This is a genomic window from Pseudomonas sp. FG35, assembly GCF_057809295.1.
In genome coordinates this window covers 59,587-83,379 of the sequence record NZ_JBMDJR010000020.1, presented here as the reverse complement: position 1 = coordinate 83,379, position 23,793 = coordinate 59,587, and the positions used below count along the sequence as shown (strand labels likewise).

At 61.7% G+C, this 23,793-nt stretch carries 19 protein-coding genes and 1 pseudogene; 10 read left to right on the top strand and 10 right to left on the bottom strand.

What is annotated here, in order from left to right; all coding sequences use genetic code 11:
• Positions 1–135 precede the first annotated feature (135 nt).
• From ACODTD_RS26785 to ACODTD_RS26775, 3 genes are read left to right on the top strand one after another with little or no spacing between them, the layout of a single operon-like run.
• Complete coding sequence (locus ACODTD_RS26785) at positions 136–795, top strand: paraquat-inducible protein A (protein WP_007951772.1); 660 nt, start codon at positions 136–138, stop codon at positions 793–795.
• On the top strand, positions 782–1,405 hold the full coding sequence (locus ACODTD_RS26780) for a paraquat-inducible protein A (RefSeq protein WP_011335949.1): 624 nt from the start codon (positions 782–784) through the stop codon (positions 1,403–1,405). Before ACODTD_RS26785 ends, ACODTD_RS26780 begins: the two co-directional genes overlap by 14 nt.
• Positions 1,398–3,701: a PqiB family protein gene (locus ACODTD_RS26775; protein ID WP_489105373.1), complete on the top strand. Its 2,304-nt coding sequence runs from the start codon at positions 1,398–1,400 to the stop codon at positions 3,699–3,701. Before ACODTD_RS26780 ends, ACODTD_RS26775 begins: the two co-directional genes overlap by 8 nt.
• Positions 3,702–3,770: 69 nt before the next feature.
• On the opposite strand, the gene mksF is transcribed toward ACODTD_RS26775, so the two are convergent.
• From mksF to mksB, 3 genes are read right to left on the bottom strand one after another with little or no spacing between them, the layout of a single operon-like run.
• A complete protein-coding gene (gene mksF, locus ACODTD_RS26770; RefSeq protein WP_221616155.1) occupies positions 3,771–6,611 on the bottom strand; it encodes an Mks condensin complex protein MksF in 2,841 nt (946 codons plus the stop codon).
• A complete protein-coding gene (gene mksE, locus ACODTD_RS26765; protein ID WP_011335946.1) occupies positions 6,608–7,309 on the bottom strand; it encodes an Mks condensin complex protein MksE in 702 nt (233 codons plus the stop codon). The genes mksF and mksE overlap by 4 nt, the downstream gene beginning before the upstream one ends.
• Positions 7,299–8,579, bottom strand: a complete 1,281-nt coding sequence (gene mksB, locus ACODTD_RS26760) for an Mks condensin complex protein MksB (protein ID WP_162803847.1) — start codon at positions 8,577–8,579, stop codon at positions 7,299–7,301. Before mksB ends, mksE begins: the two co-directional genes overlap by 11 nt.
• A gap of 231 nt (positions 8,580–8,810) precedes the next feature.
• Between mksB and ACODTD_RS26755 the strand changes: the two genes are divergently transcribed.
• Both ACODTD_RS26755 and rimI read left to right on the top strand, forming a co-directional pair.
• The gene (locus ACODTD_RS26755) at positions 8,811–9,557 is read left to right on the top strand and encodes an energy transducer TonB (RefSeq protein WP_201816546.1); all 747 of its coding nucleotides are present in this window, start codon (positions 8,811–8,813) and stop codon (positions 9,555–9,557) included.
• Entirely contained in the window at positions 9,550–10,002 is a 453-nt protein-coding gene (rimI, locus tag ACODTD_RS26750; protein WP_007951758.1) for a ribosomal protein S18-alanine N-acetyltransferase, read from the top strand. Before ACODTD_RS26755 ends, rimI begins: the two co-directional genes overlap by 8 nt.
• Before the next feature lie 15 nt (positions 10,003–10,017).
• On the opposite strand, the gene ACODTD_RS26745 is transcribed toward rimI, so the two are convergent.
• Positions 10,018–10,422 carry a hypothetical protein gene (locus ACODTD_RS26745; RefSeq protein WP_011335943.1) on the bottom strand — a complete coding sequence of 135 codons (405 nt, stop codon included), beginning with the start codon at positions 10,420–10,422 and terminating at the stop codon, positions 10,018–10,020.
• 141 nt (positions 10,423–10,563) lie between these two features.
• Between ACODTD_RS26745 and can the strand changes: the two genes are divergently transcribed.
• Complete coding sequence (gene can / locus ACODTD_RS26740) at positions 10,564–11,208, top strand: carbonate dehydratase (protein WP_011335942.1); 645 nt, start codon at positions 10,564–10,566, stop codon at positions 11,206–11,208.
• Positions 11,209–11,216: 8 nt separating this feature from the next.
• Here can and ACODTD_RS26735 read toward each other — a convergent pair whose 3' ends face one another.
• The 5 genes from ACODTD_RS26735 to ACODTD_RS26715 all read right to left on the bottom strand — a co-directional run bounded on the left by ACODTD_RS26735 (position 11,217) and on the right by ACODTD_RS26715 (position 18,215).
• Complete coding sequence (locus tag ACODTD_RS26735) at positions 11,217–11,741, bottom strand: SET domain-containing protein-lysine N-methyltransferase (protein ID WP_041475429.1); 525 nt, start codon at positions 11,739–11,741, stop codon at positions 11,217–11,219.
• Between the two features lie 182 nt (positions 11,742–11,923).
• Positions 11,924–13,096 carry a hypothetical protein gene (locus ACODTD_RS26730; RefSeq protein ID WP_489105372.1) on the bottom strand — a complete coding sequence of 391 codons (1,173 nt, stop codon included), beginning with the start codon at positions 13,094–13,096 and terminating at the stop codon, positions 11,924–11,926.
• A gap of 62 nt (positions 13,097–13,158) precedes the next feature.
• On the bottom strand, positions 13,159–14,886 hold the full coding sequence (locus tag ACODTD_RS26725) for a J domain-containing protein (RefSeq protein ID WP_489105371.1): 1,728 nt from the start codon (positions 14,884–14,886) through the stop codon (positions 13,159–13,161).
• Between the two features lie 11 nt (positions 14,887–14,897).
• Positions 14,898–16,595: a molecular chaperone HscC gene (locus ACODTD_RS26720; protein ID WP_011335938.1), complete on the bottom strand. Its 1,698-nt coding sequence runs from the start codon at positions 16,593–16,595 to the stop codon at positions 14,898–14,900.
• Between the two features lie 201 nt (positions 16,596–16,796).
• Positions 16,797–18,215 (bottom strand): short-chain fatty acid transporter, encoded by a 1,419-nt coding sequence (locus tag ACODTD_RS26715; protein WP_007951749.1) that lies wholly within the window; start codon positions 18,213–18,215, stop codon positions 16,797–16,799.
• Between the two features lie 199 nt (positions 18,216–18,414).
• Between ACODTD_RS26715 and ACODTD_RS26710 the strand changes: the two genes are divergently transcribed.
• The 4 genes and pseudogenes from ACODTD_RS26710 to ACODTD_RS26695 all read left to right on the top strand — a co-directional run bounded on the left by ACODTD_RS26710 (position 18,415) and on the right by ACODTD_RS26695 (position 21,849).
• Complete coding sequence (locus ACODTD_RS26710; RefSeq protein ID WP_041475428.1) at positions 18,415–19,728, top strand: MFS transporter; 1,314 nt, start codon at positions 18,415–18,417, stop codon at positions 19,726–19,728.
• 117 nt (positions 19,729–19,845) lie between these two features.
• Positions 19,846–20,574, top strand: a pseudogene (locus ACODTD_RS26705) (PAS domain-containing protein); the annotation flags it as partial.
• Positions 20,575–20,730: 156 nt separating this feature from the next.
• Positions 20,731–21,162, top strand: coding sequence for a methyl-accepting chemotaxis protein (locus ACODTD_RS26700; RefSeq protein ID WP_236676451.1), 432 nt, complete (start codon positions 20,731–20,733; stop codon positions 21,160–21,162).
• 87 nt (positions 21,163–21,249) lie between these two features.
• Positions 21,250–21,849: a flavin reductase family protein gene (locus ACODTD_RS26695; RefSeq protein ID WP_221616159.1), complete on the top strand. Its 600-nt coding sequence runs from the start codon at positions 21,250–21,252 to the stop codon at positions 21,847–21,849.
• Positions 21,850–21,937: 88 nt separating this feature from the next.
• Here the strand turns inward: ACODTD_RS26695 and ggt are convergent, their stop codons facing one another.
• Complete coding sequence (ggt, locus tag ACODTD_RS26690) at positions 21,938–23,770, bottom strand: gamma-glutamyltransferase (protein WP_489105370.1); 1,833 nt, start codon at positions 23,768–23,770, stop codon at positions 21,938–21,940.
• Positions 23,771–23,793 lie beyond the last annotated feature (23 nt).

Genomic DNA, 23,793 nt, shown 5'->3' with positions numbered 1-23,793 from the left:
CCCAATTGCGAAAGCAGTTGGGGTTTTGTTTTGCCCGCAGGAAAGTTTTTGCTCGCGTCAGCGAACAAATTTGCACAGTTATTTTCGAATCAGAACACTAGAATAGATCCCAACTTTTTCGGAGCCAGAGCCCTTATGTCAGATTCGGTTGACGCCCCAGGGCTGTCAGATTTACCGCTGGATGACTTGGTGGCCTGTCATGAGTGCGATCTGCTGATGCGCAAGCCCAAGCTTGCTCACGGCGAAAAAGCCCTCTGCCCACGCTGCGGTTACGAACTCTACGCTCATCGTCATAACGTGGTGCAGCGCAGTCTTGCCCTGGTCATTGCCGCGCTGTTGCTCTATGTACCGGCGAACTTTTTACCCATCATGCAGCTCAATGTTCTCGGGCAATCGTCGCAGGACACGGTCTGGAGCGGTGTGATCGGCCTGTTCAACACCGATATGCGCGGTGTTTCGGTTGTCGTATTCCTTTGCAGCATGGCGATTCCACTGTTGAAACTGTTGTGTCAGTTGATCGTGTTGCTGACGATCCGTTTCAACATCGGACGCAGTTATGGCCTGCTGCTCTACCGCATTTATCACCACCTCAAAGACTGGGGCATGCTCGAGGTCTACCTCATGGGCGTCCTGGTCGCGATCGTCAAACTGGCGGACATGGCGGCTATCACCGTGGGCCTCGGTCTGGCATGTTTCATCGGCTTGTTACTGGTTCAGGTCTGGCTCGAAGTGGTGATGTCACCGCACCAGATCTGGCAGGCGTTATCAGGAGAAGATGCCCATGCGGGCGATTGATGCGGGCATTCTGATCTGTACCGAATGCCACGAACTGAACAGGCAGGATGCAGACAGCGATGTGCAGACCTGCACCCGATGCGGTGCGCTGGTTCACGCCCGGCGGCCCAACAGCCTTGCGCGAACCTGGGCGCTGTTGATCACGGCCGCGATTATCTACATCCCGGCCAACGTACTGCCGATCATGACCGTCAGCTCACTGGGGCAGGGTGATCCGAGCACGATCATGTCCGGCGTCATCCAGCTGGTGCAGCACGGCATGATTCCGATTGCCGCCGTGGTGTTCATCGCCAGCATCCTGGTGCCGACGTTCAAGCTGGTGGGCATCGCGCTGCTGCTGTTTTCCGTGCAGCGCCGCCAGCCCTTGTCCGCCCGTCAGCGGATCTGGATGTACCGCTTCATCGAGTTCATCGGCCGCTGGTCGATGCTCGATATTTTTGTGATCGCCATTCTGGTGGCGGTCGTCAACTTCGGCCGGCTTGCCAGTGTCGAAGCCAATCTTGGCGCCATCGCCTTCGCCAGTGTGGTGATTCTGACGATGCTCGCCGCTGTCACTTTCGATCCCCGACTGATTTGGGATAACACGGAGTCGGACGCCGACCATGACTGATTTGCCTGTAGCGAAAACCCGACCGGCTTCGAACTGGTCTGCCATCTGGGTGCTGCCCCTGATCGCTCTGATTATCGGCGGCTGGCTCGGCTGGCGTGCCTATAACGAAACCGGCATCGAGATTCAGGTGCGGTTTGAAAGCGGTGAAGGCATTCAGGCCAACAAGACCGAGGTGGTCTACAAAGGCATGCCGGTCGGCAAGGTGAAAGCCCTCAAGCTCGATGATGAAGGCAACTCCAAAGGTGTCATCGCGACCATCGAGATGAACAAGGATGTCGATCAGTACCTGAAGACCAGCACCCGTTTCTGGCTGGTCAAGCCAAGCGTGACCCTGGCCGGGATCACCGGCCTGGAGACCCTGGTATCGGGTAACTACGTCGCCATCAGCCCCGGCGAAGGCGAGCCGACCCGCAAGTTCAAGGCCCTGGCCGAAGAGCCACCGCTATCGGACTCCAAGCCCGGCCTGCACCTGACGATCAAGGCCGATCGCCTCGGTTCGTTGAATCGCGGCAGCCCAGTGTTCTACAAGCAGATCAAAGTGGGTCAGATCAAAAGTTACGTGCTGTCGGAAGACCAGAGCACCGTCGAACTCAAGGTGTTCATCGAACCGACCTACGCCAAACTGGTGCGCAAACACACCCGTTTCTGGAACGCCAGCGGCATCAGCATCGACGCCAACCTGTCCGGGGTGAAAGTGCGCAGCGAATCCCTGGCCAGCATCGTCGCCGGCGGTATCGCCTTCGCTACGCCGGAGAACCGCAAGGACAGCCCGCCCACCGATCCAAGCCTGCCGTTCCGTCTCTACGAAGACTTCGATGCGGCCGCCGCCGGTATCCGTGTAAAGGTCAAACTCAGCGATTTCGAGGGCCTCCAAGCCGGGCGCACTCCAGTGATGTACAAGGGCATTCAGGTCGGTAACCTGAAAGCGCTGAAAATCGATCCTGACCTGTCCAGCGCCACCGCCGAACTGACTCTCGACCCGCTGGCTGAAGACTATCTGGTCACCGGCACGCAATTCTGGGTGGTCAAACCATCGATCTCCCTGGCCGGCATCACCGGTCTGGAAGCGTTGGTAAAAGGTAACTACATCGCCGTACGCCCGGGTGACAAGGGTGGTGCGCCACAGCGTGAATTCGAAGCCCGGCCCAAAGCGCCGCCGCTGGATCTGCGCGCACCCGGCCTGCACCTGGTGTTGTTTACCGATACCCTTGGCTCGATCGATGTCGGCAGCCCGATCCTCTACAAGCAGGTCAAGGTCGGTTCGGTGCAGAGTTATCAGTTCTCCAAGACCCGCAAGCAACTGGTGATCGGCGTCCACATCGAGAAGGAATACGAAAACCTGGTCAACGCCTCGACCCGGTTCTGGAACGTCAGCGGCGTCACGCTGACCGGCGGTTTGACCGGTGGGATTCAGGTCAAGAGTGAATCGCTGCAGACCCTGATGGCCGGCGGCATCGCCTTCGAAACCCCGCAAGCCAAGGCACCGCTGCAAAAACGCATTCCGCGCTTCCGTCTGTTCGCCAGCCATGATGAAGCGAATCAGAAAGGCGCCGTCGTCACCATCAAGGTCGATCGCGCGGACGGACTGCGCAGCGGCACCCCGGTTCGCTTCAAAGGCCTGGACGTTGGCAAGATCGAAAGCGTCGACCTGACCGATGATCTGCAATCGGTGATCCTCACCGCGCGCATCACCGAAGTGCCGGAGAAGATCGCACGGGTCGGCAGCCAGTTCTGGGTGGTCAAACCGGAATTGGGTCTGATCAAGACCTCGAACCTGGAGACCCTGGTCACCGGCCAGTACATCGAAGTGCAACCGGCGGCCAAGAACCTCGGCCCGCAGAAGAACTTCGTGGCCCTGGCCAATCCGCCGGAAGTCACCAAGCAAGAGGCTGGCTTGAGTCTGGTATTGAGCGCTGCCCGTCGCGGTTCGCTGAAGCCGGGTGTGCCGGTCACCTACCGCGAAATCACCGTGGGCAAAGTCACCGGCTACGAACTGGGCCAGACAGCGGATCGCGTACTGGTGCACATCCTGATCGAACCGAAATACGCTCCACTGGTGCGCAGCGGCAGTCGCTTCTGGAACACCAGCGGCGTCGGTTTCGACATCGGCCTGTTCAAAGGCGTAACCGTACGCACGGAGTCGCTTGAAACAGCGATTCAGGGCGGCATCGCTTTTGCCACCCCGGACGGCGAGAAGATGGGCAACCCAGCCCGTGCCGAACAAACCTTCCCGCTGTTTGACAAGTTTGAAGAAGAGTGGCTGAACTGGGCACCGAAAATTCCCCTCGGCAAATAATCCAGAGCCCATGAAAAAGGGCCACGATCCATTGGATCGCGGCCCTTTTTTGTGCCCGTCAGTTACGTATCAAACCGCATCCAGCTCCGGCTCGTCAGCTTCGACGTTGATCGTGGCCTTCACCACATCGTGACGACGGATGTACTTCCAGTCCGCTTCGTCGATGTAGATGCCGGCCGGCCCGCTGCCGCCTTCCAGGTCGATGGCGACACTGGCGCACACCTGCGGCTTCACGCTCGCCAGAATCGGCACGAAGCCCAGTTGCAGGCTGGTTTCCAGCAGTGCGGCCTGGTTTTTCTCGTCGATGTCTGCTGCCTCGTCGAGGTAGTACGGCAGGCGCACGCGACCGGCCAGGTCGCGATCCATCAAGTGCAGCAACAAGTACATGTTGGTCAGCGCCTTGATGGTCATCGTCGTGCCGTTGGACGCCGCGCCATCGATGTCGGTGTGGATCACCGGCTGGCCGTTGACCTTGGTGATCTCGAACGCCAGTTCGAACAGGTCCTTGAGGCCGAGCTGGTTGTGGTTCGCCGCCACCAGCCGCGCCAGGTATTCCTTGGCCTCTTCGTTCTTGTTGTCCTGTTCCGCACTTTGGTTCAGGTCGAACACCGACAGGGTTTCGCCTTCTTCGTACTGACCGGCGCTGTGGATGATCTGGTCGATGTGCTTGAGCGCTTCCTTGTTCGGTGCGAGCACGATACGGAAGCTCTGCAGGTTGGACACCTGACGCTTGTTGATCTCGCGGTTGAACAGCGCCAGTTGGTGCTCGAGGCTGTCGTAGTCGCTGCGGATGTTGCGCAGGGTCCGCGCGATATCGGTCACGGCTGCGCGACGGGCCTTGCCCAGGGTCAGGGCTTCGTCGGTGCGGTGCGCGTAAGCGTTGATCAGCAACGACAGACGGCGCTCCATATCGTCTTCGCTGTCGAACTTGGCCACGCCTTTGAGGCGCACCTGCGCGTACAACGCTTCGATCTGCCCGTCGGCACGCAGCAGGCCTTGCCAGCTGTCCTGATAGTCGTTGAGCAGCGGCAGCAGGTTGTCCATCGAATCGTCGACCGGATCCATGAACGGCGTACCGAACGGCAGGTCCGCCGGCAGCAACTGACGGCGACGCAGGGCATCGTCGAGCGTGCGCTGCTTGGCTTCCATGTCGGCGATCTGCCGGCCGACCAGTTGCAGCTTGGCCGACAGTTGCTGGACGCGCTCGGTGAACGCATCGCTGGAGCGCTTGAGTTCGTCCTGCGCGGCTTCCATCTGCGCCAGTTGCTCGAGCTTGTCGCCTTCTTCGGCGCTCAGGGTCTGGGTGCGACGGAAGTCTTCCAGCGCCTTCTGCGCATCCAGCACCTGCTGATACAGCGCTTCGGTCTGGGTCTTGCTCGCGGCGCGGTCGGCGGCCACCGCTTGCTGGGTCTTGAGTTGCTTGAGCTCTTTTTCCAGACGCTCTTTCTGATCGCGCAACGCGGCACGGTCGGCCAGCGCTTGCAGAGCCGGAGGCTCGATGTGCGAGATGTCGATCGACAGGCCCGGCACTTCGAAACGCTCGCCCTTGAAGCCGTCGAGGATCAGCTCCACCGATTTCACCCACTCGCCGTTCTCGTCGAGGGTGATGCCGTGTTCGCCCAGCGGCAGGCTGAACAGCGCGCTGTTGAACAGGCGCATCAGGCGCTCGACGTCCTGTTGCGAGAACTCTTCGCGCAGGCGGGCGTAGCTGTTGTTGTCGGCGTGATCGAGTTGCTGCTTCACCGACTTCAGGCGTTTTTCCAGATCGCGAAGACGTTCTTCGAGATCCTCGGCACTGAATTGACGGGACTGCGCCAGCGCACCGGCCAGTTCGTCGTGAGCGTCCTTGGCCGCCAGCAGTTGCTGCTCCAGCACTTTGACGTCATCGACCAGGGCGAAGCGGTTCTTCAGAACGGACAACTCGCCGAGCCAGCGCTGGATACCGGAGATTTCCCGCTCCAGACGCATGAGTTCCTGGGTGCCACCGCGCTGATCGTTTTGCAGATCGTCCTGCTCGCGACGGTAGTGCTCGGCCTGGATGGTCAGCTCTTCCTTGCGCGCCGTGGCGTAGTCCGACCAGGTGCCGAGCAAAGAGTCGAGCAGTGGCGACAGGCGATGCAGTTTGCCGCGCAGTACATCGCGCTGTTTCACGCCGTTGGCCAAGGCTTCGACCAACGGGCCGGCAGCGACCAGCGAGTTGTAGTCCTGTTCCATGCGCCGCACGTCGCGGAAGGCTTCTTCGCACGCCGCGATGTAATCGACGCTGCCGGAACGCAGGCTGTGTTCGAAGGCATCGAGGAACAGCTGCTTGAGCTTGGCTGCGGTGATTTCGCGCATGTGCAGCAGGTTGATGAACAGCGCACGGAAAGTCTTCAGGCTCTGCTCGCTGGTGGAGCGCAGTGGGATCAAGGTCAGATCCAGCGGGATCGACGTGTGACCGCCAACCAGCAAGCGACGCAGCTCATCCGGCTTGAGTTCGTAGGCTTTCAGGCCTTCTTTCTCAAGGTTGCTGAACAGCTCTTTCTGCCGCAGGCAGGTGTCGTTTTTCTGGTAGTGCGCCAGATCGAGCTTGCCGGCGTAGGCAAAGAACTGGTGACCGAAACCGCCACCCGGGCCGCGACCGACCACGCCGATCACGTGCGGGCCATGAGGCAGGTTCACTTCGACGAGGATGTAGCTGGTGTCGGAGGCAAAGTAGAAACGCCGGGATTGCTCCAGGCTGTACTTGCCGAAGCTCATGTCCGACATGCGCGCCAGGATCGGGAACTGCAAGGCGTTGATCGAGGCGGATTTACCGAGGTTGTTCGCGCCGTAGACCGACAGCGGTTCTTCCAGCGGGAACAGGCCAAGGCTGTAACCGGCGGTGTTCAAAAGGGCAAAGCGGCGGATGCCGTAGCGTTCCTGGCTCATGCGTCGGACTCCTGTTCTTCGGCAATGGCTCGGGCCAGTGCGTCTTCTTCGCTCTCTTCCTCAAATTCGCTGAGATCGAGCGGGTCGTCGGTGGCGAGGAATTTGGCCTCGGCTTCTTCGTCGATCAGCACCGGTGCCGGCAGCGGCAGAACACTGTGCACGCTGGCCGCCAGATCACGGTCCTGCTGGACCGACAGGCAGACGTCGAGGAATCGGTGCATCGGCGGCAGGAAACGGTACACGCCGTTTTCCTCGCTGGCGAAACCGAGCTGGGTCATGCGGCGCATGATTTTTTCTTCGAGTTCTTCGACGGTCTGCACTTCGGCCTGGATGAACAGGTCGCGGTACTTTTCCAGCAGCGACGGCAGTTCTTCACGGCCGAGGCTGCCGCCGTCGAGCACGGCGATCGGGTCGCGGCCCTGATCGGCCAGATGCTCGACCAGGATGAAAGTGAACAGCGCCAGGCGCTGAGCGGTCTTGTTCACCGCCGCTGCGGCCATGTCCGGCACGAAGTAGTAGAAACCACGGGTGTCGCAGACCAGTTCGAAGCCCAGCGCCTTGAACAGCGTGCGGTACTGGTCCTGGAAGTTCGACAGTTGCGCGTACAGCTCCGGGTCGCGACGGCTGACGTGGTAGCCCTTGAACAGCTCGCGAAAGATCGGCGCCAGCTGAGACAGTTCGGATAGATCAAGATGCATTGGGGATGCTCGCAGAATCCTCGGCGGCGGTATCGCCGGCCGAGAGCAGGGCGAAGGAGCGCAGGCTGACCTGGTGCTCGTGAGTGTGGTATTCGCGGCGTTCCAGACGCTCGCGCTTGAAGCGTTTTTCCCGCGACAGGCGCGAGAACCAGTAAAGCAATTCGTCGGTCGCGCCGTCCGGCTCCTGCTCCAGCAGCCAGGTCATCAGGTCCGGCATCGGCAGGGATTCTTCGCAGCGGTCGACCATCTCGCGCACGGTGCGCGGGGCACGCGGGGCATCGCCGGTCTTCTGCGATTTGTGCGCCTTGGGGAAACGCGCCGGTTTCGGCTCGAACCGGGCCAGGGCGTAGACGTAGGCTTCGACCTGACTGGCGCTGCCGAGAAAGGTGCTTTGCGGCCGGGTGAACAGTGGCATCGCCGCTTGTGGCACCGCGTCAATGCCTTTGCGGCGGATCGCGGCGAGGGCCAGCGCAGCACCACGGGTCACGGCGTTGTGCCGGCGGGCTTCTTCACGCAGCGGCAGCAGCAATTCCCGGGCGTGACGCAGGGTCAGCTGGGCACTGGTCTGCATTTCGAGGATGCGCGCGTGGGTGCGCAGCAGCATGTCGTCATCGACCAGATGGCCGAGGCGCTGCTGTTCGCTGAGCATTTTCAGCAATACGGTTTCGACCTTGCGCACGCCTTGCTCGAAAGCGCCGTCGGCGTTCACCAGATCGATCATCGGCTCGACGTATTCGTCCCACGTCGCCAGTACTTCGGCGTAACGCTGACGCAGCGGAATCTGCCGGTCGCTGGTCTTGGCCCGCTCGGCCACGGCCACCAGCGCCTGTTCGTCGTTGTCGAGTTTCTTCAGCACGTCGCGCACGCGCATGTCGAGCAGGCGCAGCTGGCGCGCCAGATCATTGCCGTCACGGACGTCGAACGCATCCTGGATATAACCGGCCAGACGCTCGAGGTGACGCAGATAGGCTTCGATCTCCAGGCACAGGCCCAGACGGTGCTCGCGGCGCAGGTAGGCGAGGAAGTCGTGGATCTGCGCATTGAGCTCGAAACGGTTCGGGCTTTTCGCCACGGGAACCAGAATGTCGAGACGGATCCACACGTCGAGCAGGCTGGTGATGTCCTGCGGCGTGCTGTCCAGTTGCTGGGCGGCCAGTTGCGTGCGCAGTTCGTTGAGGCTCAGGGTGCCCTGGTCGAAGTGCTCGCACAGTGGCTCCAGAAGTGCCCAGTGTTCAGCGAGGGCGCGCAAGACGCGCTTGGGTTCGATCATCGGAATGGCCGGCTGGTTGGCGATTAAAAGCCGCGATTGTACTGCATCACGAAGGATGCGATTCACTCTCGGGACGGGCTGTCGCTTTTCTTTGCGTCAAGCTATCGGTCAAGACTATCGATCAACAGCGCGCGATCTTGAGCGAAGGGCGGTAGAATCAGCGCACTTCAGTTATCCACAAGTGGCCGACCCTTGCTAATCGAGTCCCGCCGCCGCGCCTATTTGAACGCCATGCAGGTGGTCAACTGGCTGCCGCGCACCGAATTGCCCTTTGCCGCGCCGTCGCGGCCCGAGCTGCTGGACATGCCCGAGCCCGAGATTGCCGCGCCGGTGATCCCGGCCATCCCGGCCGAAGCGCCGGAGCAGCCGGCCACGCGTCCGGTCGAACGGCCGAAAATCGAAGTTCCGCGACCTTCGCTGGCCAGCACCCGCACGGGCGCCAAACCGGTCGAAGAAGTCGACGAAACACCCGTGGTGGCCAAGCCGGCACCGGTGCCGCCACCACGTTTTGCCCTGCAATTGCTGCGCGCCGGCCGTTGCCTGCTGCTGGTGGAGTTACCCACAGGCGAAGCCTTCCAGTCCCGCGATCCTGCCTATCTGTTGCTCAAGGACATGCTGCGCGCCGCCGGTCTGCCGGACGCGCCGCAGATTGTCGGTGAGCCGGTGCGCTGGCCGTGGCTGAACCGCGGCACGATGGATCAGGGCCCTGAAGCGGCCCGGGATTTCGTCCAGGGATTCCTGTCGGTGCAGATGGAGGCGGCGCCGTGCGCCTGCCTGTGGCTGATCGGCCTGCCGGCGGTGCGCTTTGCCGGTGAAGCGGATGCCGAAGCGTTCAACACTGAATTGCAAATCGAGGGTCTTGGCCTGGCGTGGGCCGTGCCGGGGCTGGAATTGTTGATGGATGAGCCACAGCGCAAGGCCGCCGTGTGGCAAGCCATGCGTCGGCTGATGGCGCGCTGGAAAGAATCGAATGAGTGACGCTGTATCGTTTCGCCCGATGACCGAGGCGGATCTGGACGCCGTGCTGAAGATTGAATTCGCCGCGTACAGCCATCCGTGGACCCGCGGGATTTTTCTCGACGGCCTGGGCAAGTACCAGATCTGGCTGATGTTCGAAGGAGAGCAGCAGGTGGGCCACGGGGTGGTGCAGATCATTCTCGATGAGGCGCACCTGCTCAACATCACGGTCAAGCCGGAAAACCAGGGGCGCGGGCTGGGGCTGACCCTGCTCGAATACCTGATGTCCCGCGCCTACGCCGCCGATGCCCGGGAATGCTTTCTGGAAGTGCGCGACAGCAACACCTCGGCCTTTCGCTTGTACGAGCGCTATGGCTTCAACGAGATCGGCCGGCGCCGGGATTACTACCCGGCGGTCGGCGGGCGTGAAGATGCCGTGGTCATGGCCTGCACGCTCGTCGACTGATCGCGGCAGGTGTCCTCAGCGCTTGCGATCCAGCGGATCGCGGCGCGCCAGTTCCGCTTCATCCAGCCCGTTGCCGCCGCCGATGTCGTTGCCGTCGACCACGCTCAAATCCCAATCGGCCTGATTGCCTTCACCGAGTTCCCGAGCATCCCGGGCACCGTCCTCACGGATCAGGGTTTCCGGGCTAAGGTCGTCGTCGGTAGGCTCATGATCGGCGGTCGATGCCCCAGTCAAACCGGCTTCGCGCACGCGCTCGCGTGGCATCAACTGTTCGCGCTCGCGTTCAGGCAGTTCATCGCCGATCTTCGCACTGGGCTCTTCATCGTCGAAATCCAGCTCGTGCACCGACCCCATGCGGTCTTCGTTATCATCGATGGGCTCCGGTTGCACCGCATCGAAGGGACGTCGTGAATCAGTCATGGCAATTCCTCATACTGTGGGCCTTACTGAGGTGGACTCACCGGGCGCGCGAGAATTCAAAGCAAATCACCAGCGATCCGTGCGTGACCCCGACGGGCGGTCGACTGTCATACCAGCGCATCTTTCTTGAGGCCTTACAGCATGCATGACTTACAAGACCTGATTGATAACAACGAGCGTTGGGCTGACGCGATCACCAAGGAAGACCCGGATTTCTTCGCCAAGCTGGCCCGTCAGCAGACGCCTGAATATCTGTGGATCGGCTGCTCCGACGCACGGGTGCCGGCCAATGAAATCGTCGGCATGCTGCCGGGCGATCTGTTCGTTCACCGCAACGTCGCCAACGTGGTGCTGCACACCGACCTCAACTGCCTGTCGGTGATCCAGTACGCAGTGGACGTGCTCAAGGTCAAACATATCCTGGTGACCGGACACTACGGCTGCGGCGGTGTGCGGGCGTCGATGCAGGATCGTCAGTTCGGCCTGATCGATGGCTGGCTGCGTTCGATCCGTGACCTGTACTACGAGAAACGCGAAGAACTGGCCAGGCTGCCGACCGAAGAAGAACAGGTCGATCGTCTGTGCGAGCTCAACGTGATTCAGCAAGTGGCCAACGTCGCCCACACCAGCATCATCCAGAACGCCTGGCATCGCGGGCAGAGCCTGTCGATCCACGGTTGCATCTACGGCATCAAGGATGGTCGCTGGAAGAGCCTGAACACCACGATCAGCGGTTTCGAGCAATTACCGCCGCAGTACCGCTTGCGTCCGGTCGGCGCGCCTTGACCGGTCGTTCAGCGTAAACCTTGTCGCCGCCAGCTGAGCAAATAGCGCTGGCCTTCAAGATTGGGTGATTCGTCGTAACCGGTGATCCACCCGCGGCAGCGCGAGGACCCGCAACCGCAGGCGAACTGCCGCAGCAGTTTGTCTTCGGTGGCGGTGTAATCAATGGTCAGCCTTTCACCCTCCACAATGTCACGTAGGGCCCATACCCATAATTCGCTCATGTCGAGAAAGGTGTTCGGGTCGCAACAATGCTCGAACGCGCCGCAAAAGCGCGGATCGTAAAGATGGATGCCGGCCAGCAATTGCCGGGTCTGCCGGCAGCGATAGGGCAGCAACTGGCCTGAAACCCGGCACATTCGGGTGATGCGCATGAATGCCCGGCACGCTATGACAGCGGTGGCCACGCCGTCGGGATCGTGAACAATCTCGAAATCCTGTTTTGACGGAAATCCCAGGCGCACAGGGAGTCCGGCAAAAGGATAAATGCCCTCGGTATCGCGTGCCGCTTTACCCGGTAGTGCGTAAGTGTTCATAACGATCCCTGTTGGATTCGGTGTCGCGACATCCCTCGGCTGACGTCCTGTCAGTCCTGCAACACGATTGATTGGATCCAAGATCCCGTAAATCACACTAGCGGTCTACTGTCAGATCTGACAGGCGAAATAGACGCTTTCCCGAGTCAGCCGAGGCTGACACGGGAACGTCGCACGTTCGTTCAGAGGTGGGCGGCGGGCACGGCCATGTCCGGCAATGGACTTTTCAGCTGTTGCAGCTGGGATTTGACCGGTGCGGTCGAACAGGTTTTGTCCGCCTGTGCCACGGTCTCGTTGCGGATCGTGGTGTAGAACAGCTCGCAGGTCTTGGCTTTCTGCGTCACTTGCCAGGTCTGGGTGCAACTGTTGAGCAGTGTCTTCGGATCGGTGCCCGGTTTGCTGCCCATTCCGGCCTGCCAGCAGGCAGCGCTCAAGTCTTGTCCCATCACCTTCAGACCGGCCGCATCGGCCTTGGCCTGGGCATCGTCGCCGGTGTAGTTGCTCGGGTCGGCGGCGTACCAGATGTAGCTCGGGTGGTTGGAACCCAGCACCGGTACGTTCACCCCCGCGCTCGGGCTGATGGTCGCCAGGCCCAGTACATTCACGGTCGCACCGTATTGCTGCTTGATCCAGTTACGCACCGGCGCACCAAAGGCAACCATCGGCAGCACGGTGCCGCTGGCGTTCTGGCTGACCTGCCTGACCATGGTGGTCTGGTAATCCTTGAAGTAGTCGTACACGCCTTCCAGATCCTTGCCGGCGCTGGCGGGCGCGGCGATCGGGGCGATGTCGATGATGGTCTGGTAGGCCGGCGTCTGGTCGGCGGGAATGCCATTGTCGGTCAGCAGCGCGGCCCAGCGGTCGGTAGTGTTCGAGCGCAGGTAATCCTGGGCCTGGGTCAGCGAGTAATCCGGCGGGAAGTGCAGCAGCTCGACACTCTTGCGGTTTTCCAGGGCCATGCCCAGTGGCAGGAACAGATACCAGCTGTACGCCCATTTGCCGTCGGCGTTGAGCTTGCTGGCGCCGGTGTAGGCCAGGTCGCCGGCGTCCAGCAGCGCGGTCAGCGGTTTGTCGTAGCCCTGTGGTACGCCGCTGATTTCGGCATAGAGCTGATCGTTGTCGTTTTTCACCAGCACCTTGGCGTTGGTGTAGCCGTCACGCTGCACGCTCTGGCTCAGGTAATGGGCGACGGTCTGCTCCAGCGTCCAGTTGCGAAAGCAGATCACGCTGCAATTGTTGGGGTAGGCGAAGAGGCGGGTGACGCGTTCGGTGCTGCCCAGTTTCAGGTCGACATCGGCGTGGGCGGCGGCGCTCAACGTGAGCGCCGCGAGGGTGAGGCCTGCGAGTTTCAACATGCTCAGATCCTTTTCAGCGAGGGTAAAACCTTGGTGGAAGGGCTATCCGGCCCGCGTCTAGCCTAGCCGGGGAACAGGTGTTTCAGCGAATAACCAAGCTGACTCGCAAGAATCACCCCGGTCATGAACACCAGAAACAGCAGTTGTAACGGGCTGAAGTGCGCCCAGTGCAGGGCGGTCAGCCAAGGGTGTTTGTCACTGAATTCCGGGTCGAGCGTACCGATGCGCCGCTTGTGCCAAAGCCCGATCACGATGACGCCGATGTAGGTGAAGGCTCCCAGGCCGCCGAGCATGACCGAGAACAGCAGGATCATGACGGCTTGCGGCACGCCATGGCGCAGCACAAGCCAGCGGGTATCAGGGTTCCATCGGCGTGGAATGATCCTTTCGGTCAACCACAGATCCTGAACGATCAAATGGGCGCTGATCAGAAACCAATAACTCAAGCCGATCCGGAAAAACCAGACAGGAACGCAGGCGAAGGCCAGGGGAATGACGATGCTCATCGCCGTAGTTTTGTGCTCGGCGGGCAGATAGAACAGCCACAGCGCCAGCGCGATCGCCGCCCATGACTGCATCCAGGTTTCGGCGGCGATGTAGCGCGGCAGAAAGCGTCGCCAGTAGAAGACGTCGGCGTACGGCAGGCGGGCGAGCAGGTCGGGGAAGCGCCACTTGAGGGTTTCCGACAACTGCTGGCAGGCCTGCCAGTCCGCCGGAATGAAGCGGTCGGTCATGTCTTTCTGTTGCCGCGGCTTCATCGGGCTGATCAGCATCCGTGCGGCCAGCGCATCGGGCGACCCGTTGCGCTGATCTTCGGCCCGGGCGCACAGATTGTCGTAGAGGCTTTCCTGATTGCAGCGCTCGATCATCTCCTGCCAGAGCCAGTCCGGTTGCGGATGGATGCCCTTGGTGTCGTCCCAACCAAACAATTGGGAGACGCGGTCGAACAGCGGCACGCTCCACTCCGTGTCCTGCAGCAGTTGCAGGATGATCTGCTGCCAGTGTTCCCGACGGTCGAACACCTGGAGCCAGGGTTGGGCCGTGTAAGTCTTGAGCAGCGCGAGAAATTCGCGCTCGTTTTGCGATGCGAGCAGCGTTTCCAGCGATTGTCGGTAATCCGCCAGCAACTCGTTGGCGAGAATGATGCGCTGCCGGTCGCCGATGACGATCTCCTGCCATGGGCCCAGCCAACCCAGGTGCTGTACCGCCCAACGGGCAATCGAAAGGCGCAGGGCGGGCTGATCGAAGCACAACGTCAGCAACAGGGTCTGGAACGCTTGCGCACAGTCCTGCTGGCACGCTTGCTCCCAGCGCTGGTCCAGATTGGTGTCCGAGAGGCCGTCCAGCAATTGCGACGCGGCTTCAACGGCCGGGTCGGCAGTCGGCTGCTCGGGCTCCAGGTTAAGAGGCTCCGGATTCAGGGGTTGTACCCGCAAGGTCTGCGACTCGAGCGGTGCTTCGGGCGCGGCCGGGGCCACCGGTTCGAACAGCGCCGCAGGGTAATCCCGCGCATCGGTCCCGGTCTTCTGCAGTGGCTGGGCCATGGACTGCTCTTGTACCGCCAGCGCGGCGATCCCCGGGGCCAGCATGACGTCGTCGTGCTCTTCGGTCTCTTCGTTTTCAAGGCGCCACTGGGCAATCGACAGTGCGCGTTCATAAGCCTCGCGCAGGCGCTGGAAGCCTGCGGCATCTTCATCGGGCCGAAAGACTTTCAGCAGACGCGCATAGCTGCGCTTGATATCGCGCAGCCCGGCGTCTTCGGGCAGTTGCAGGACGGACCAGCATTCCATGTCGTGCTTCCTTACTGCCAGGGGCTGCGGTCGAGGGCGCTCAATTGCTTGCTCAGTTCGGTACGGGTTTCACGGATCTGCCGCTCGTCCTGGGAGTCCAGCGCCTGCTGGAATTGCTTGGCCCAATAGCCGATCTGATCGCGCAGGTCGCCCAGGCTTTCCTGATACAGACGTTCCAGCCGTGCACTGAGCAGGGTGTTCACTTGCTGCTCGCGCGGATGGATCTTCAGTTGCGCCAGGGCTTGCAGACGCTGCTGGATTTCCTCGGGCGTCAGCACGCCGGGGTTGTTCTCGATGACCAGCGAATGCTGCTGACCGGTCAGAGGAATGCTGACCTGGGCTTCGAGCAGGCCGTTGTTGTCGTAGGTGAAGCGCACATCCAGCTCGACTTCGCCGGCCTTGCGCTTGGGCACCTTGATGTCCAGTTGGCCGAGCGCCACGTTGTCTTTGACCAGACGGCTTTCACCCTGAAAGATTTTCACGACGACCTGTTCCTGATTGTCGTGAAGGGTCTGCACGGTTTTCACCCGGCTGACCGGGACGATGCTGTTGCGCTCGATGATCGGCAGGTAATGACCGCTTTCATACTGGCGACCGACCTGAGTGGAGGTCTCGATCCCCAGGGTGTAGGAGCAGACATCGGTGAGCACCACTTCTTCCAGCGCGGCCGAACGGGCCTTGAGCGCCGCCTGAATCGCCGCGCCCTGAGCGACCACTTGATCCGGATCGAGGCTGATCGACGGGAAGCGGCCGAACAGCCCGGCAGCCAGTTTGCGCACCAGCGGCATGCGGGTGGTGCCGCCGACCAGCAGGATTTCATCGAGGTCGCTGACGCGGATGCGTGCGTCGCGCAGGGCCCGTTCGATCGGCGCGCGCAGGCGTTCGAGCAACGGCATGTACAGCGTCGCCATTTGCGCCTGAGTGATGGTCTGGGTCCATTGCTTTTCGCCGACCTGCAATCTGAATTCGGCGCTGGCGTCCTGGCCCAGTGCGCGGCGTACACGCTCGGCTTCGCGGCGCAGCGGCTGGAGGATGGTCGAGCGCTCGGGGAAATCCGATACGTTGCGATGCTGATCGATAAAGTGCTCGAGCAGCACGTTGTCGAAATCCTCGCCGCCGAGGAAGTTGTCACCGGCGCTGGCGCGCACTTCCATGACGCCTTCGAAGAGTTCGAGAATCGACACGTCGAACGTACCGCCGCCCAGGTCGAACACCAGGAACGAAGTTTCCTTGTCCCGTTGGTGCAGTCCGTAGGCGAGTGCGGCGGCGGTGGGTTCGTTGATCAACTTTTCGACTTTCAGGCCCGCCAGCTCACCGGCGATGCGCGTGGCCTTGCGCTGGGCGTCGCTGAAATACGCCGGAACGCTGATCACGGCTTCCGTGACGGTCTGGCCGTAGGTGCGCTCGACGTCTTCTTTCAGACTCTTGAGTACCAGCGCCGACAGCTCTTCAGGACGGAATTTTTTATCCCCGAGGTAGACCTCCGTCGCACTGCCCATATGACGCTTGAACAGCGACGCGGTCAGACGCGGATGAGTGTGCAGGCGTTCGCGGGCAGCTTGCCCGACCAGAATCCGGCCCTGATCGTCCAGGCCCACCACGCTGGGTGTCAGGAACTGCCCCAGGGCGTTAGGCACCAACTCAGTGGCATCGCCGCGCCATACGGCAACAAGGCTGTTGGTGGTTCCCAGGTCAATCCCGACGATCATTGCAACGAACTCCCTTTGCGCTCAGACAAAAAATGAAACAGATATGGGGCGCGCAAGAATATTACCGAGGCAGTGGCGCGGTAAAGAAAGATGATGGCTCTGAGCCATTATTTGCGACAGGCAGCCGCAGGAGGGATCGTTCGGGGCGATTTTGTCGATGGGAAAGACAGGGCGCCAGAGCCGGCGCCCTGTAGACATCGTTTAGGGCATGACGGGCGGCAGATACGACAGCGTCGTACCCAGAGCCCACAGCAGCACCAATACCAGCGGCGTGTGCACCAGTAATTGCACGAACGAAAAACCGATCAGATCCCGCGCCTTGAGCCCCAGCACGCCCAGCAGCGGCAGCATGTAGAACGGGTTGATCAGATTCGGCAGGGCTTCTGCGGCGTTGTAGATCTGCACCGCCCAGCCGAGGTGATAGTTGAGATCGTTGGCCACCTGCATTACGTACGGCGCCTCGATGATCCATTTGCCGCCGCCGGACGGAATGAAGAAACCGAGAATCGCCGAGTACACACCCATCAGCAACGCATAGGTGTCGTGGGAAGCGATGCTTACGAAGAACGTCGAGATGTGATGGGCCAGGGTCTGGGCGTCGGTGCCCTTGACCGTGGTCATCAGCGCGGCAATCGAGCCGTACAGCGGGAACTGGATCAGTACCCCGGTGGTGGTCGGCACGGCGCGCGACACCGCATCGAGGAAACTGCGCGGGCGCCAGTGCAGCAACGCGCCGAGCATGATGAACAGGAAGTTGTAGGTGTTGAGCCCGGAAATCGCGGTGATCGCAGGTTTGGTCGAAAACTCGTGGAACAGCCATCCGGCCGCCAGCAGCACCAGCAGGATGATCAGCAGCGGGCTGTGTTCCAGCCATTCGCCAGGGCGGGTGCGCGGTTGCAGCGGTGGCAGGTTGAAGGCCGGGTCGATGCCGCAGGCCTTGGCGTCACGCGCCGAGTTCGGGCCGGGCGCGGTGGCGTAGGCGATGATGATCGAAATCACGATCAGCGCCAGCAGCATCACGCCCGACTGCCAGAGGAAAATCGTCTGGGTGAACGGAATCACCCCGGTGATCGACAGGATCGACGGCGGCAGGCTGGCCGGGTTGGCCTGCAACTGCGCGGCGGACGACGACAGTCCCAGTGCCCACACGGCGCCGAGGCCAAGGTAGGCGGCGGCACCGGCGGCGCGATAGTCCATTTTCAGATCGGTGCGGCGGGCGAGGGCGCGAACCAGCAGACCGCCGAACACCAGCGACAGGCCCCAGTTGAGCAAGGACGCGACCATCGAGATCAGCGCGACCCACGCCACGGCAGAGCGACCGTTCTTCGGGATCCGCGCCAGGCGATCGATCAGTTTCACGGCGGGCGGCGAACTGGCCACGACATAACCACCGATCACCACGAACGCCATCTGCATGGTGAACGGGATCAGGCTCCAGAATCCGTCCCCGAACGCCATGGCGGCGTCGGTGGGTTTGGCGCCCATGGCCAGGGTCGCCAGCGCGACGATGATCACCGCCAGTGCGGCGAACACCCAGGAGTCGGGAAACCAGCGTTCGGCGAAACTTGAACAGCGCAAGGCAAAGCGCGCAGAGCGGCTATCTTCGATATCAACGGCCACGGGAGTACCTCGGATTTTTATGTTTATTGTGGTCTTCGGGGCCTGGCCGGCCCGTCTGGACAGCTGCCAACAGTAAATCAACCGGCGGATTTTTGTGACCGTGTTTTGCTGAATCAGACTATGGTCTAACGGGTTGTCCGGCGGCCCGTTTGCGTAGACCATGGGCGCCTTGGTTTTTTGCCTGCCAGAGTTCTTTACCATGACTGCCCATTCCACTGCCCGACCGGCGCCGTTCAGCCGTTCCGACTACAAGACCCTCGGCCTTGCGGCCCTGGGCGGGGCGCTGGAGATCTACGATTTCATCATTTTCGTGTTCTTCGCCCTGACCCTCAGCCAGTTGTTCTTCCCGCCGGAAATGCCCGAGTGGCTGCGCCTGCTGCAAAGCTTCGGGATCTTCGTCACCGGCTATCTGGCGCGCCCGCTGGGCGGGATCCTGATGGCGCATTTCGCCGACCGGTTGGGGCGCAAGAAAGTCTTCAGCCTGAGCATCCTGATGATGGCGCTGCCGTGCCTGCTGATCGGGATCATGCCGACCTACGCGCAGATCGGCTATTTCGCACCATTGTTGTTGTTGGCGTTGCGCATCCTGCAAGGCGCGGCAGTGGGCGGTGAAGTGCCGAGCGCCTGGGTGTTCGTGGCCGAGCACGCGCCGGCCGGGCATCGCGGTTATGCCCTGGGCTTTCTGCAGGCCGGGCTGACCTTCGGTTATCTGATCGGCGCATTGACCGCGACTTTCCTGGCGCAAGTGTTCACCCCGGCCGAAGTGCTCGATTACGCCTGGCGTTATCCGTTCCTGCTCGGTGGGGTGTTCGGTGTGATCGGCGTCTGGTTGCGTCGCTGGTTGAGCGAAACTCCTGTTTTCATGGCCATGGAAGCGCAGCGCGAGGCGCGGGTCGAACTCCCGCTGCGCACCGTGCTGCGCGATCATCGACTGGCCATGTTGCCGGCGATGCTGCTGACCTGCGTACTGACCTCGGCGGTAGTGGTGTTCGTGGTCATTACCCCGACCATGATGCAGAAAACCTTCGGCATGACCGCCGGCCATACTTTTGCGTTGAGCGCGCTGGGCATTGTTTTCCTGAACATCGGCTGCGTGATCGCCGGACGGCTGGTCGATCGCATCGGCGCCTGGCGCACGGTCATGCTCTACAGTCTGTTGCTGCCACTGGGGATCGGCCTGCTTTACACCTGCCTGATCAGCGGCGGGGACTGGATCGGTCTGGCCTACGCCATCGCCGGGCTGTGCTGTGGCGTGGTCGGTGCGGTGCCGTCAGTGATGGTCAGCCTGTTCCCGGCGCGGATCCGCGTTTCCGGGATCTCCTTCACCTACAACATTGCCTACGCCGCCTGGGCCAGTGTCACGCCGTTGCTGCTGATCGGTCTGATGCCATGGAGCCCGTGGATCTGCGTGATGTTCTGCGCGGTGATGGGCGCGGTGGGCGTCGTCAGTGCAGCGTATTTCGGCTCGCGGATGCCGCGCGCGGAGCCGTGTCCGGTGGCCGGCACCGCCTGAGTTGTCGAGGCTTAACTATTTTTGTAGGACAAGCCTCGCGCGCTCTTCAGAAAAGATTTCCAAGGCCGATGGCTAGGCTGCATACCCGCTATCCATCCAGTCCATCGGTGCTTTCCCATGTTCAACAAACGCCTGAAGCAAGAGCTGGCGGCTCTTCGTGAAGAACTCTCCAGCCTTCTGCAAGTGAAGGAGAGCCTGGAAAGCGAGATGCTGGTGCTCACCCTTGAGCCCGACGGACGGATTCAGTCGGTCAACCAGAACTTCCTCAGCGAAATGCTCTACAAGAGCCACGACCTGATTGGCCGCGCCATCGAAGACATCGTGCCGGCCCATGTGAAATCCGACGAATTTCATCACCGCTTCAAGGCCGCTCTGACCCGTGGCGAGCATTTTGCCGGCGCCGTTCGCCTTTCCCGCGGCAATGGCGAAGAGGCGTGGCTGCGTTCGATCGTGCAGCCGATTCGCTCGTCGGATGGCCGGATCAAGCACTTCTCGATTTTCTCCAGCGACCTGACCCGCACCATCGAGGCCTCGCGCGAACACGAAAACCTGATCGGCGCACTGGTGCGTTCGACCGCCGTGATCGAGTTCGACCTCAGCGGCAACGTACTGAGTGCCAACGACCGGTTCCTGCAGGGCATGGGTTACAGCCTGGCGCAGATCAAGGGCAAACATCACCGCCAGTTCTGCGAGCCGGAGGAGTACAACAGCGCCGAGTACCAGAACTTCTGGCGTCGCCTGAATAACGGCGAATTCGTTGCCGGCCGTTTTAAGCGAGTCGACAGCCATGGCCGGACGGTCTGGCTGGAGGCGTCCTACAACCCGGTGCTCGACGCCAACGAAAAACTCTACAAAGTGGTGAAGTTCGCCACGGTGATTACCGATCAGGTCAATCAGGAGCAAGCCGTCGCCGATGCCGCCAATATCGCCTACAGCACGTCCCTGCAAACCGACAGCACCGCCCAGCGTGGCACCCGTGTGGTGACCGAAGCGGTCAACGTGATGCGCGATCTGTCGAAGCACATGCAGACCGCCGGCGAAGGCATCGAGGCGCTGAACGAGCAATCCCAGGTGATCGGCACCATCGTCAAGACCATCAGCGGCATTGCCGAACAGACCAACCTGCTGGCACTTAACGCCGCCATCGAAGCCGCTCGCGCCGGTGAACAGGGGCGCGGGTTTGCGGTGGTGGCTGACGAAGTGCGGCAACTGGCTTCGCGCACCAGCCAGGCGACCGAGGAAATCGTCGGCGTGGTTCGCCAGAACCAGGACATGGCGCGCAACGCCGTGGCCCTGATGACCGACGGCAAGCAACAGGCCGAACAAGGGCTGGCGCTGGCGGCGGAGGCCGGTACGGTGATCGTCGAGATCCAGGACGGTGCGCAGAAAGTGGTGGATGCAGTCGGCCAGTTCGCCAACCAGCTATCCAACTGATGCCTGCCAGGCGAAGGGATTGCCCACGGCAATCCCTTCGTTGTTTTTATCCCGCTACAATCGGCTCTTTTTCCCGGAGCAGATCCCATGAGCGAGTCCTTCCGTCGCCCGGTTCCCCTGAACAAAGCCTACCGCCTGCTCAATCACGGGCCGACCGTGCTGGTCAGCGCCGCCCATGACGGGCAGCGCAACATCATGGCTGCTGCGTGGGCCATGCCGCTGGATTTCGAACCGCCGAAAGTCGCGGTGGTCCTCGACAAATCCACCTGGACCCGGCAACTGCTCGAGGCGTCGGGCACCTTTGTTCTGAACGTTCCTTGTGTGCATCAGGCCGACATTGTGCAGACTGTCGGTTCGACCTCGGGCCTGGAAATCAATCGCGATCAAGGTCAGGACAAGTTCCAGGCGTACGGCTTGCAGAGCTTCGCTGGCGAGCAGGTCGAGGCACCGATGCTGGACGGTTGCGTGGCCTGGCTCGAATGCCGGTTGCTGCCGGAACCGCGCAATCATGAACAGTACGATCTGTTCCTGGCCGAGGTGATCGCGGCGCAGGCTGATTCGCGGGTGTTCAGCGATGGACGCTGGCATTTTGAAGGGCATGACGCCTTGCGCACGCTGCACCATGTGGCCGGTGGACATTTCCTGACCATTGGCGATCCGGTGGATGGCAAGATGCTCGAGGTTTGAGCGCCGCTGAATGACAAGTCATGGCCGGATGTTGCAATACAAAAAAGGCTTACCTCTCGGTAAGCCTTTTTCAGTTGGCAGCGTTGATTCAATCCCCCAACGCTGCTCCTTCGCGCCGAGGATCTGCCCCACCTGACAGCGTTGCCTTCCCCGCAGCATCCTTGACCCGCACGATGGCCTGGGTGCCGCTGGTCATGTCGATTTCGCTGACGGTGTGGCCCTTGTCCTTGAGTGCCTGGATCAGCGTCGGGCTGAACTGGCCCTGTTCGAGTTCAGTGGGGCCGTTGCGGCTGCCGAAGTTGGGCAGGCTGATGGCGCTTTGCGGGTCGAGGTTCCAGTCGAGCAGGCCGACCGTGGTTTTGGCCACGTACTCGATGATCTGCGAGCCGCCCGGAGAGCCGACGGTGGCGACGAACTCGCCGCTGTTGCGGTCGAAGATCAGGGTCGGCGCCATTGATGAGCGCGGGCGTTTGCCGGGTTCCACGCGGTTGGCGACTTTCTGGCCGTTCTCTTCGGGGATGAACGAGAAGTCGGTCATCTGGTTGTTGAGGAGGAAGCCCTGAACCATCAGGTGCGAGCCGAACGCTGCTTCGATGGTGGTCGTCATCGACACGGCGCCACCGAAGTCATCCACGGCCACCACTTGTGAGGTGGAAATGCGCAGCGGCGAGCGATCCGGCGCATAGACAACCTGTATGCCCGGCGGTGTACCGGGTTTGGCGCTGCCAATGCTGCGTTCGCTGATCAGGCTGGCGCGACTGGCCAGGTAACCCGGATCGACCAGGCCTTTGACCGGTACCGGCACGAAGTCCGTATCGGCTACGTATTGCGCGCGGTCGGCGTAGGCCAGACGCTCGGCTTCGGCGATCAGGTGCACGGCTTGCGGTGCAGGTTCGATGCCGGCGGGCTTATTGGTCTTCACAGGCTTGAGCGGCGTCAGGGACAGGCGCGGATCGCGGGTTTCCAGCGCCTGCAAGGTGCCGAGAATCTGCGCCACCGCAATCCCGCCCGATGAGGGTGGCGGCATTCCGCACACCTGCCAGCGCTTGTAGTCGGTGCACAGGGGCGCGCGTTCCTTGGCCTGATAGTGCTGAAGGTCGGTCAGCGACAGGCTACCGGGGTTGGCGTGGCCCTGAACCTTGTCCACGATCTCTTCGGCGATCGGGCCTTTGTACAGTGCGTCCGCACCTTCGTTGGCGATGCGTTTGAGAACGGCGGCCAGCGCCGGGTTCTGCAAGCGAGTGCCGACGGCTTTGACGCTGCCATCGCTGTTCAGAAAATACCTGGCCATGTCCGGCGAGCGGCGTATCTCCGGATCGGATTTCAGCAGTGAATGCAGGCGCGGGGAGATCGCAAAACCCTGTTCGGCGAGTTTGATCGCCGGTTCGAACAGCTTGGCCCACGGCAAGCGGCCGTGCTTTTTGTGCGCCAGTTCCAGCGCTCGCATCACGCCCGGCGTGCCGACGGAGCGTCCGCCGATCTGCGCCTGCGGGAACGGCATCGGTTTGCCGTCTGCCTGTAGAAACAGCTTCTCGGTCGCGCCGGCTGGTGCGGTTTCGCGACCGTCGTAGGTGCGCACCTGTTTGCCATCCCACAGCACGATCATCGCGCCACCACCGATCCCCGAGGACTGCGGTTCGACCAGAGTCAACACGGCTTGCATCGCGATGGCGGCATCGATGGCGGAACCACCCTGACGCAACATTTCGCGACCGGCTTCGGCGGCCAGCGGATTGGCTGCGGCGGCCATGTGTTTTTCGGCGTGGCTGGCTTGCAGGCCGGTGCGGTAGCCGGAGGCGGCTTCCGGTGCCACTGGCAGGGTCGAGGAGGGCGGTGCGTTGCAGGCCGTAAGGGCAATGGCGCTGACGATCAGTGTCAGGGCGGGCAGACGAAAGCGGTTCAGGGAAAGGGCTGGAAGCACGCGGGGCTCTCCGTCCGTGGGAT

What these genes read in the sequence shown, in the direction of transcription:
- ACODTD_RS26785 (WP_007951772.1), top strand. Translation starts at nt 136, where the DNA reads ATGTCAGATTCGGTTGACGCCCCAGGGCTGTCAGATTTACCGCTGGAT.
- ACODTD_RS26780 (WP_011335949.1), top strand. Translation starts at nt 782, where the DNA reads ATGCGGGCGATTGATGCGGGCATTCTGATCTGTACCGAATGCCACGAA.
- ACODTD_RS26775 (WP_489105373.1), top strand. Translation starts at nt 1,398, where the DNA reads ATGACTGATTTGCCTGTAGCGAAAACCCGACCGGCTTCGAACTGGTCT.
- mksF (WP_221616155.1), bottom strand. Translation starts at nt 6,611, where the DNA reads ATGAGCCAGGAACGCTACGGCATCCGCCGCTTTGCCCTTTTGAACACC.
- mksE (WP_011335946.1), bottom strand. Translation starts at nt 7,309, where the DNA reads ATGCATCTTGATCTATCCGAACTGTCTCAGCTGGCGCCGATCTTTCGC.
- mksB (WP_162803847.1), bottom strand. Translation starts at nt 8,579, where the DNA reads ATGATCGAACCCAAGCGCGTCTTGCGCGCCCTCGCTGAACACTGGGCA.
- ACODTD_RS26755 (WP_201816546.1), top strand. Translation starts at nt 8,811, where the DNA reads ATGCAGGTGGTCAACTGGCTGCCGCGCACCGAATTGCCCTTTGCCGCG.
- rimI (WP_007951758.1), top strand. Translation starts at nt 9,550, where the DNA reads ATGAGTGACGCTGTATCGTTTCGCCCGATGACCGAGGCGGATCTGGAC.
- ACODTD_RS26745 (WP_011335943.1), bottom strand. Translation starts at nt 10,422, where the DNA reads ATGACTGATTCACGACGTCCCTTCGATGCGGTGCAACCGGAGCCCATC.
- can (WP_011335942.1), top strand. Translation starts at nt 10,564, where the DNA reads ATGCATGACTTACAAGACCTGATTGATAACAACGAGCGTTGGGCTGAC.
- ACODTD_RS26735 (WP_041475429.1), bottom strand. Translation starts at nt 11,741, where the DNA reads ATGAACACTTACGCACTACCGGGTAAAGCGGCACGCGATACCGAGGGC.
- ACODTD_RS26730 (WP_489105372.1), bottom strand. Translation starts at nt 13,096, where the DNA reads ATGTTGAAACTCGCAGGCCTCACCCTCGCGGCGCTCACGTTGAGCGCC.
- ACODTD_RS26725 (WP_489105371.1), bottom strand. Translation starts at nt 14,886, where the DNA reads ATGGAATGCTGGTCCGTCCTGCAACTGCCCGAAGACGCCGGGCTGCGC.
- ACODTD_RS26720 (WP_011335938.1), bottom strand. Translation starts at nt 16,595, where the DNA reads ATGATCGTCGGGATTGACCTGGGAACCACCAACAGCCTTGTTGCCGTA.
- ACODTD_RS26710 (WP_041475428.1), top strand. Translation starts at nt 18,415, where the DNA reads ATGACTGCCCATTCCACTGCCCGACCGGCGCCGTTCAGCCGTTCCGAC.
- ACODTD_RS26700 (WP_236676451.1), top strand. Translation starts at nt 20,731, where the DNA reads ATGCGCGATCTGTCGAAGCACATGCAGACCGCCGGCGAAGGCATCGAG.
- ACODTD_RS26695 (WP_221616159.1), top strand. Translation starts at nt 21,250, where the DNA reads ATGAGCGAGTCCTTCCGTCGCCCGGTTCCCCTGAACAAAGCCTACCGC.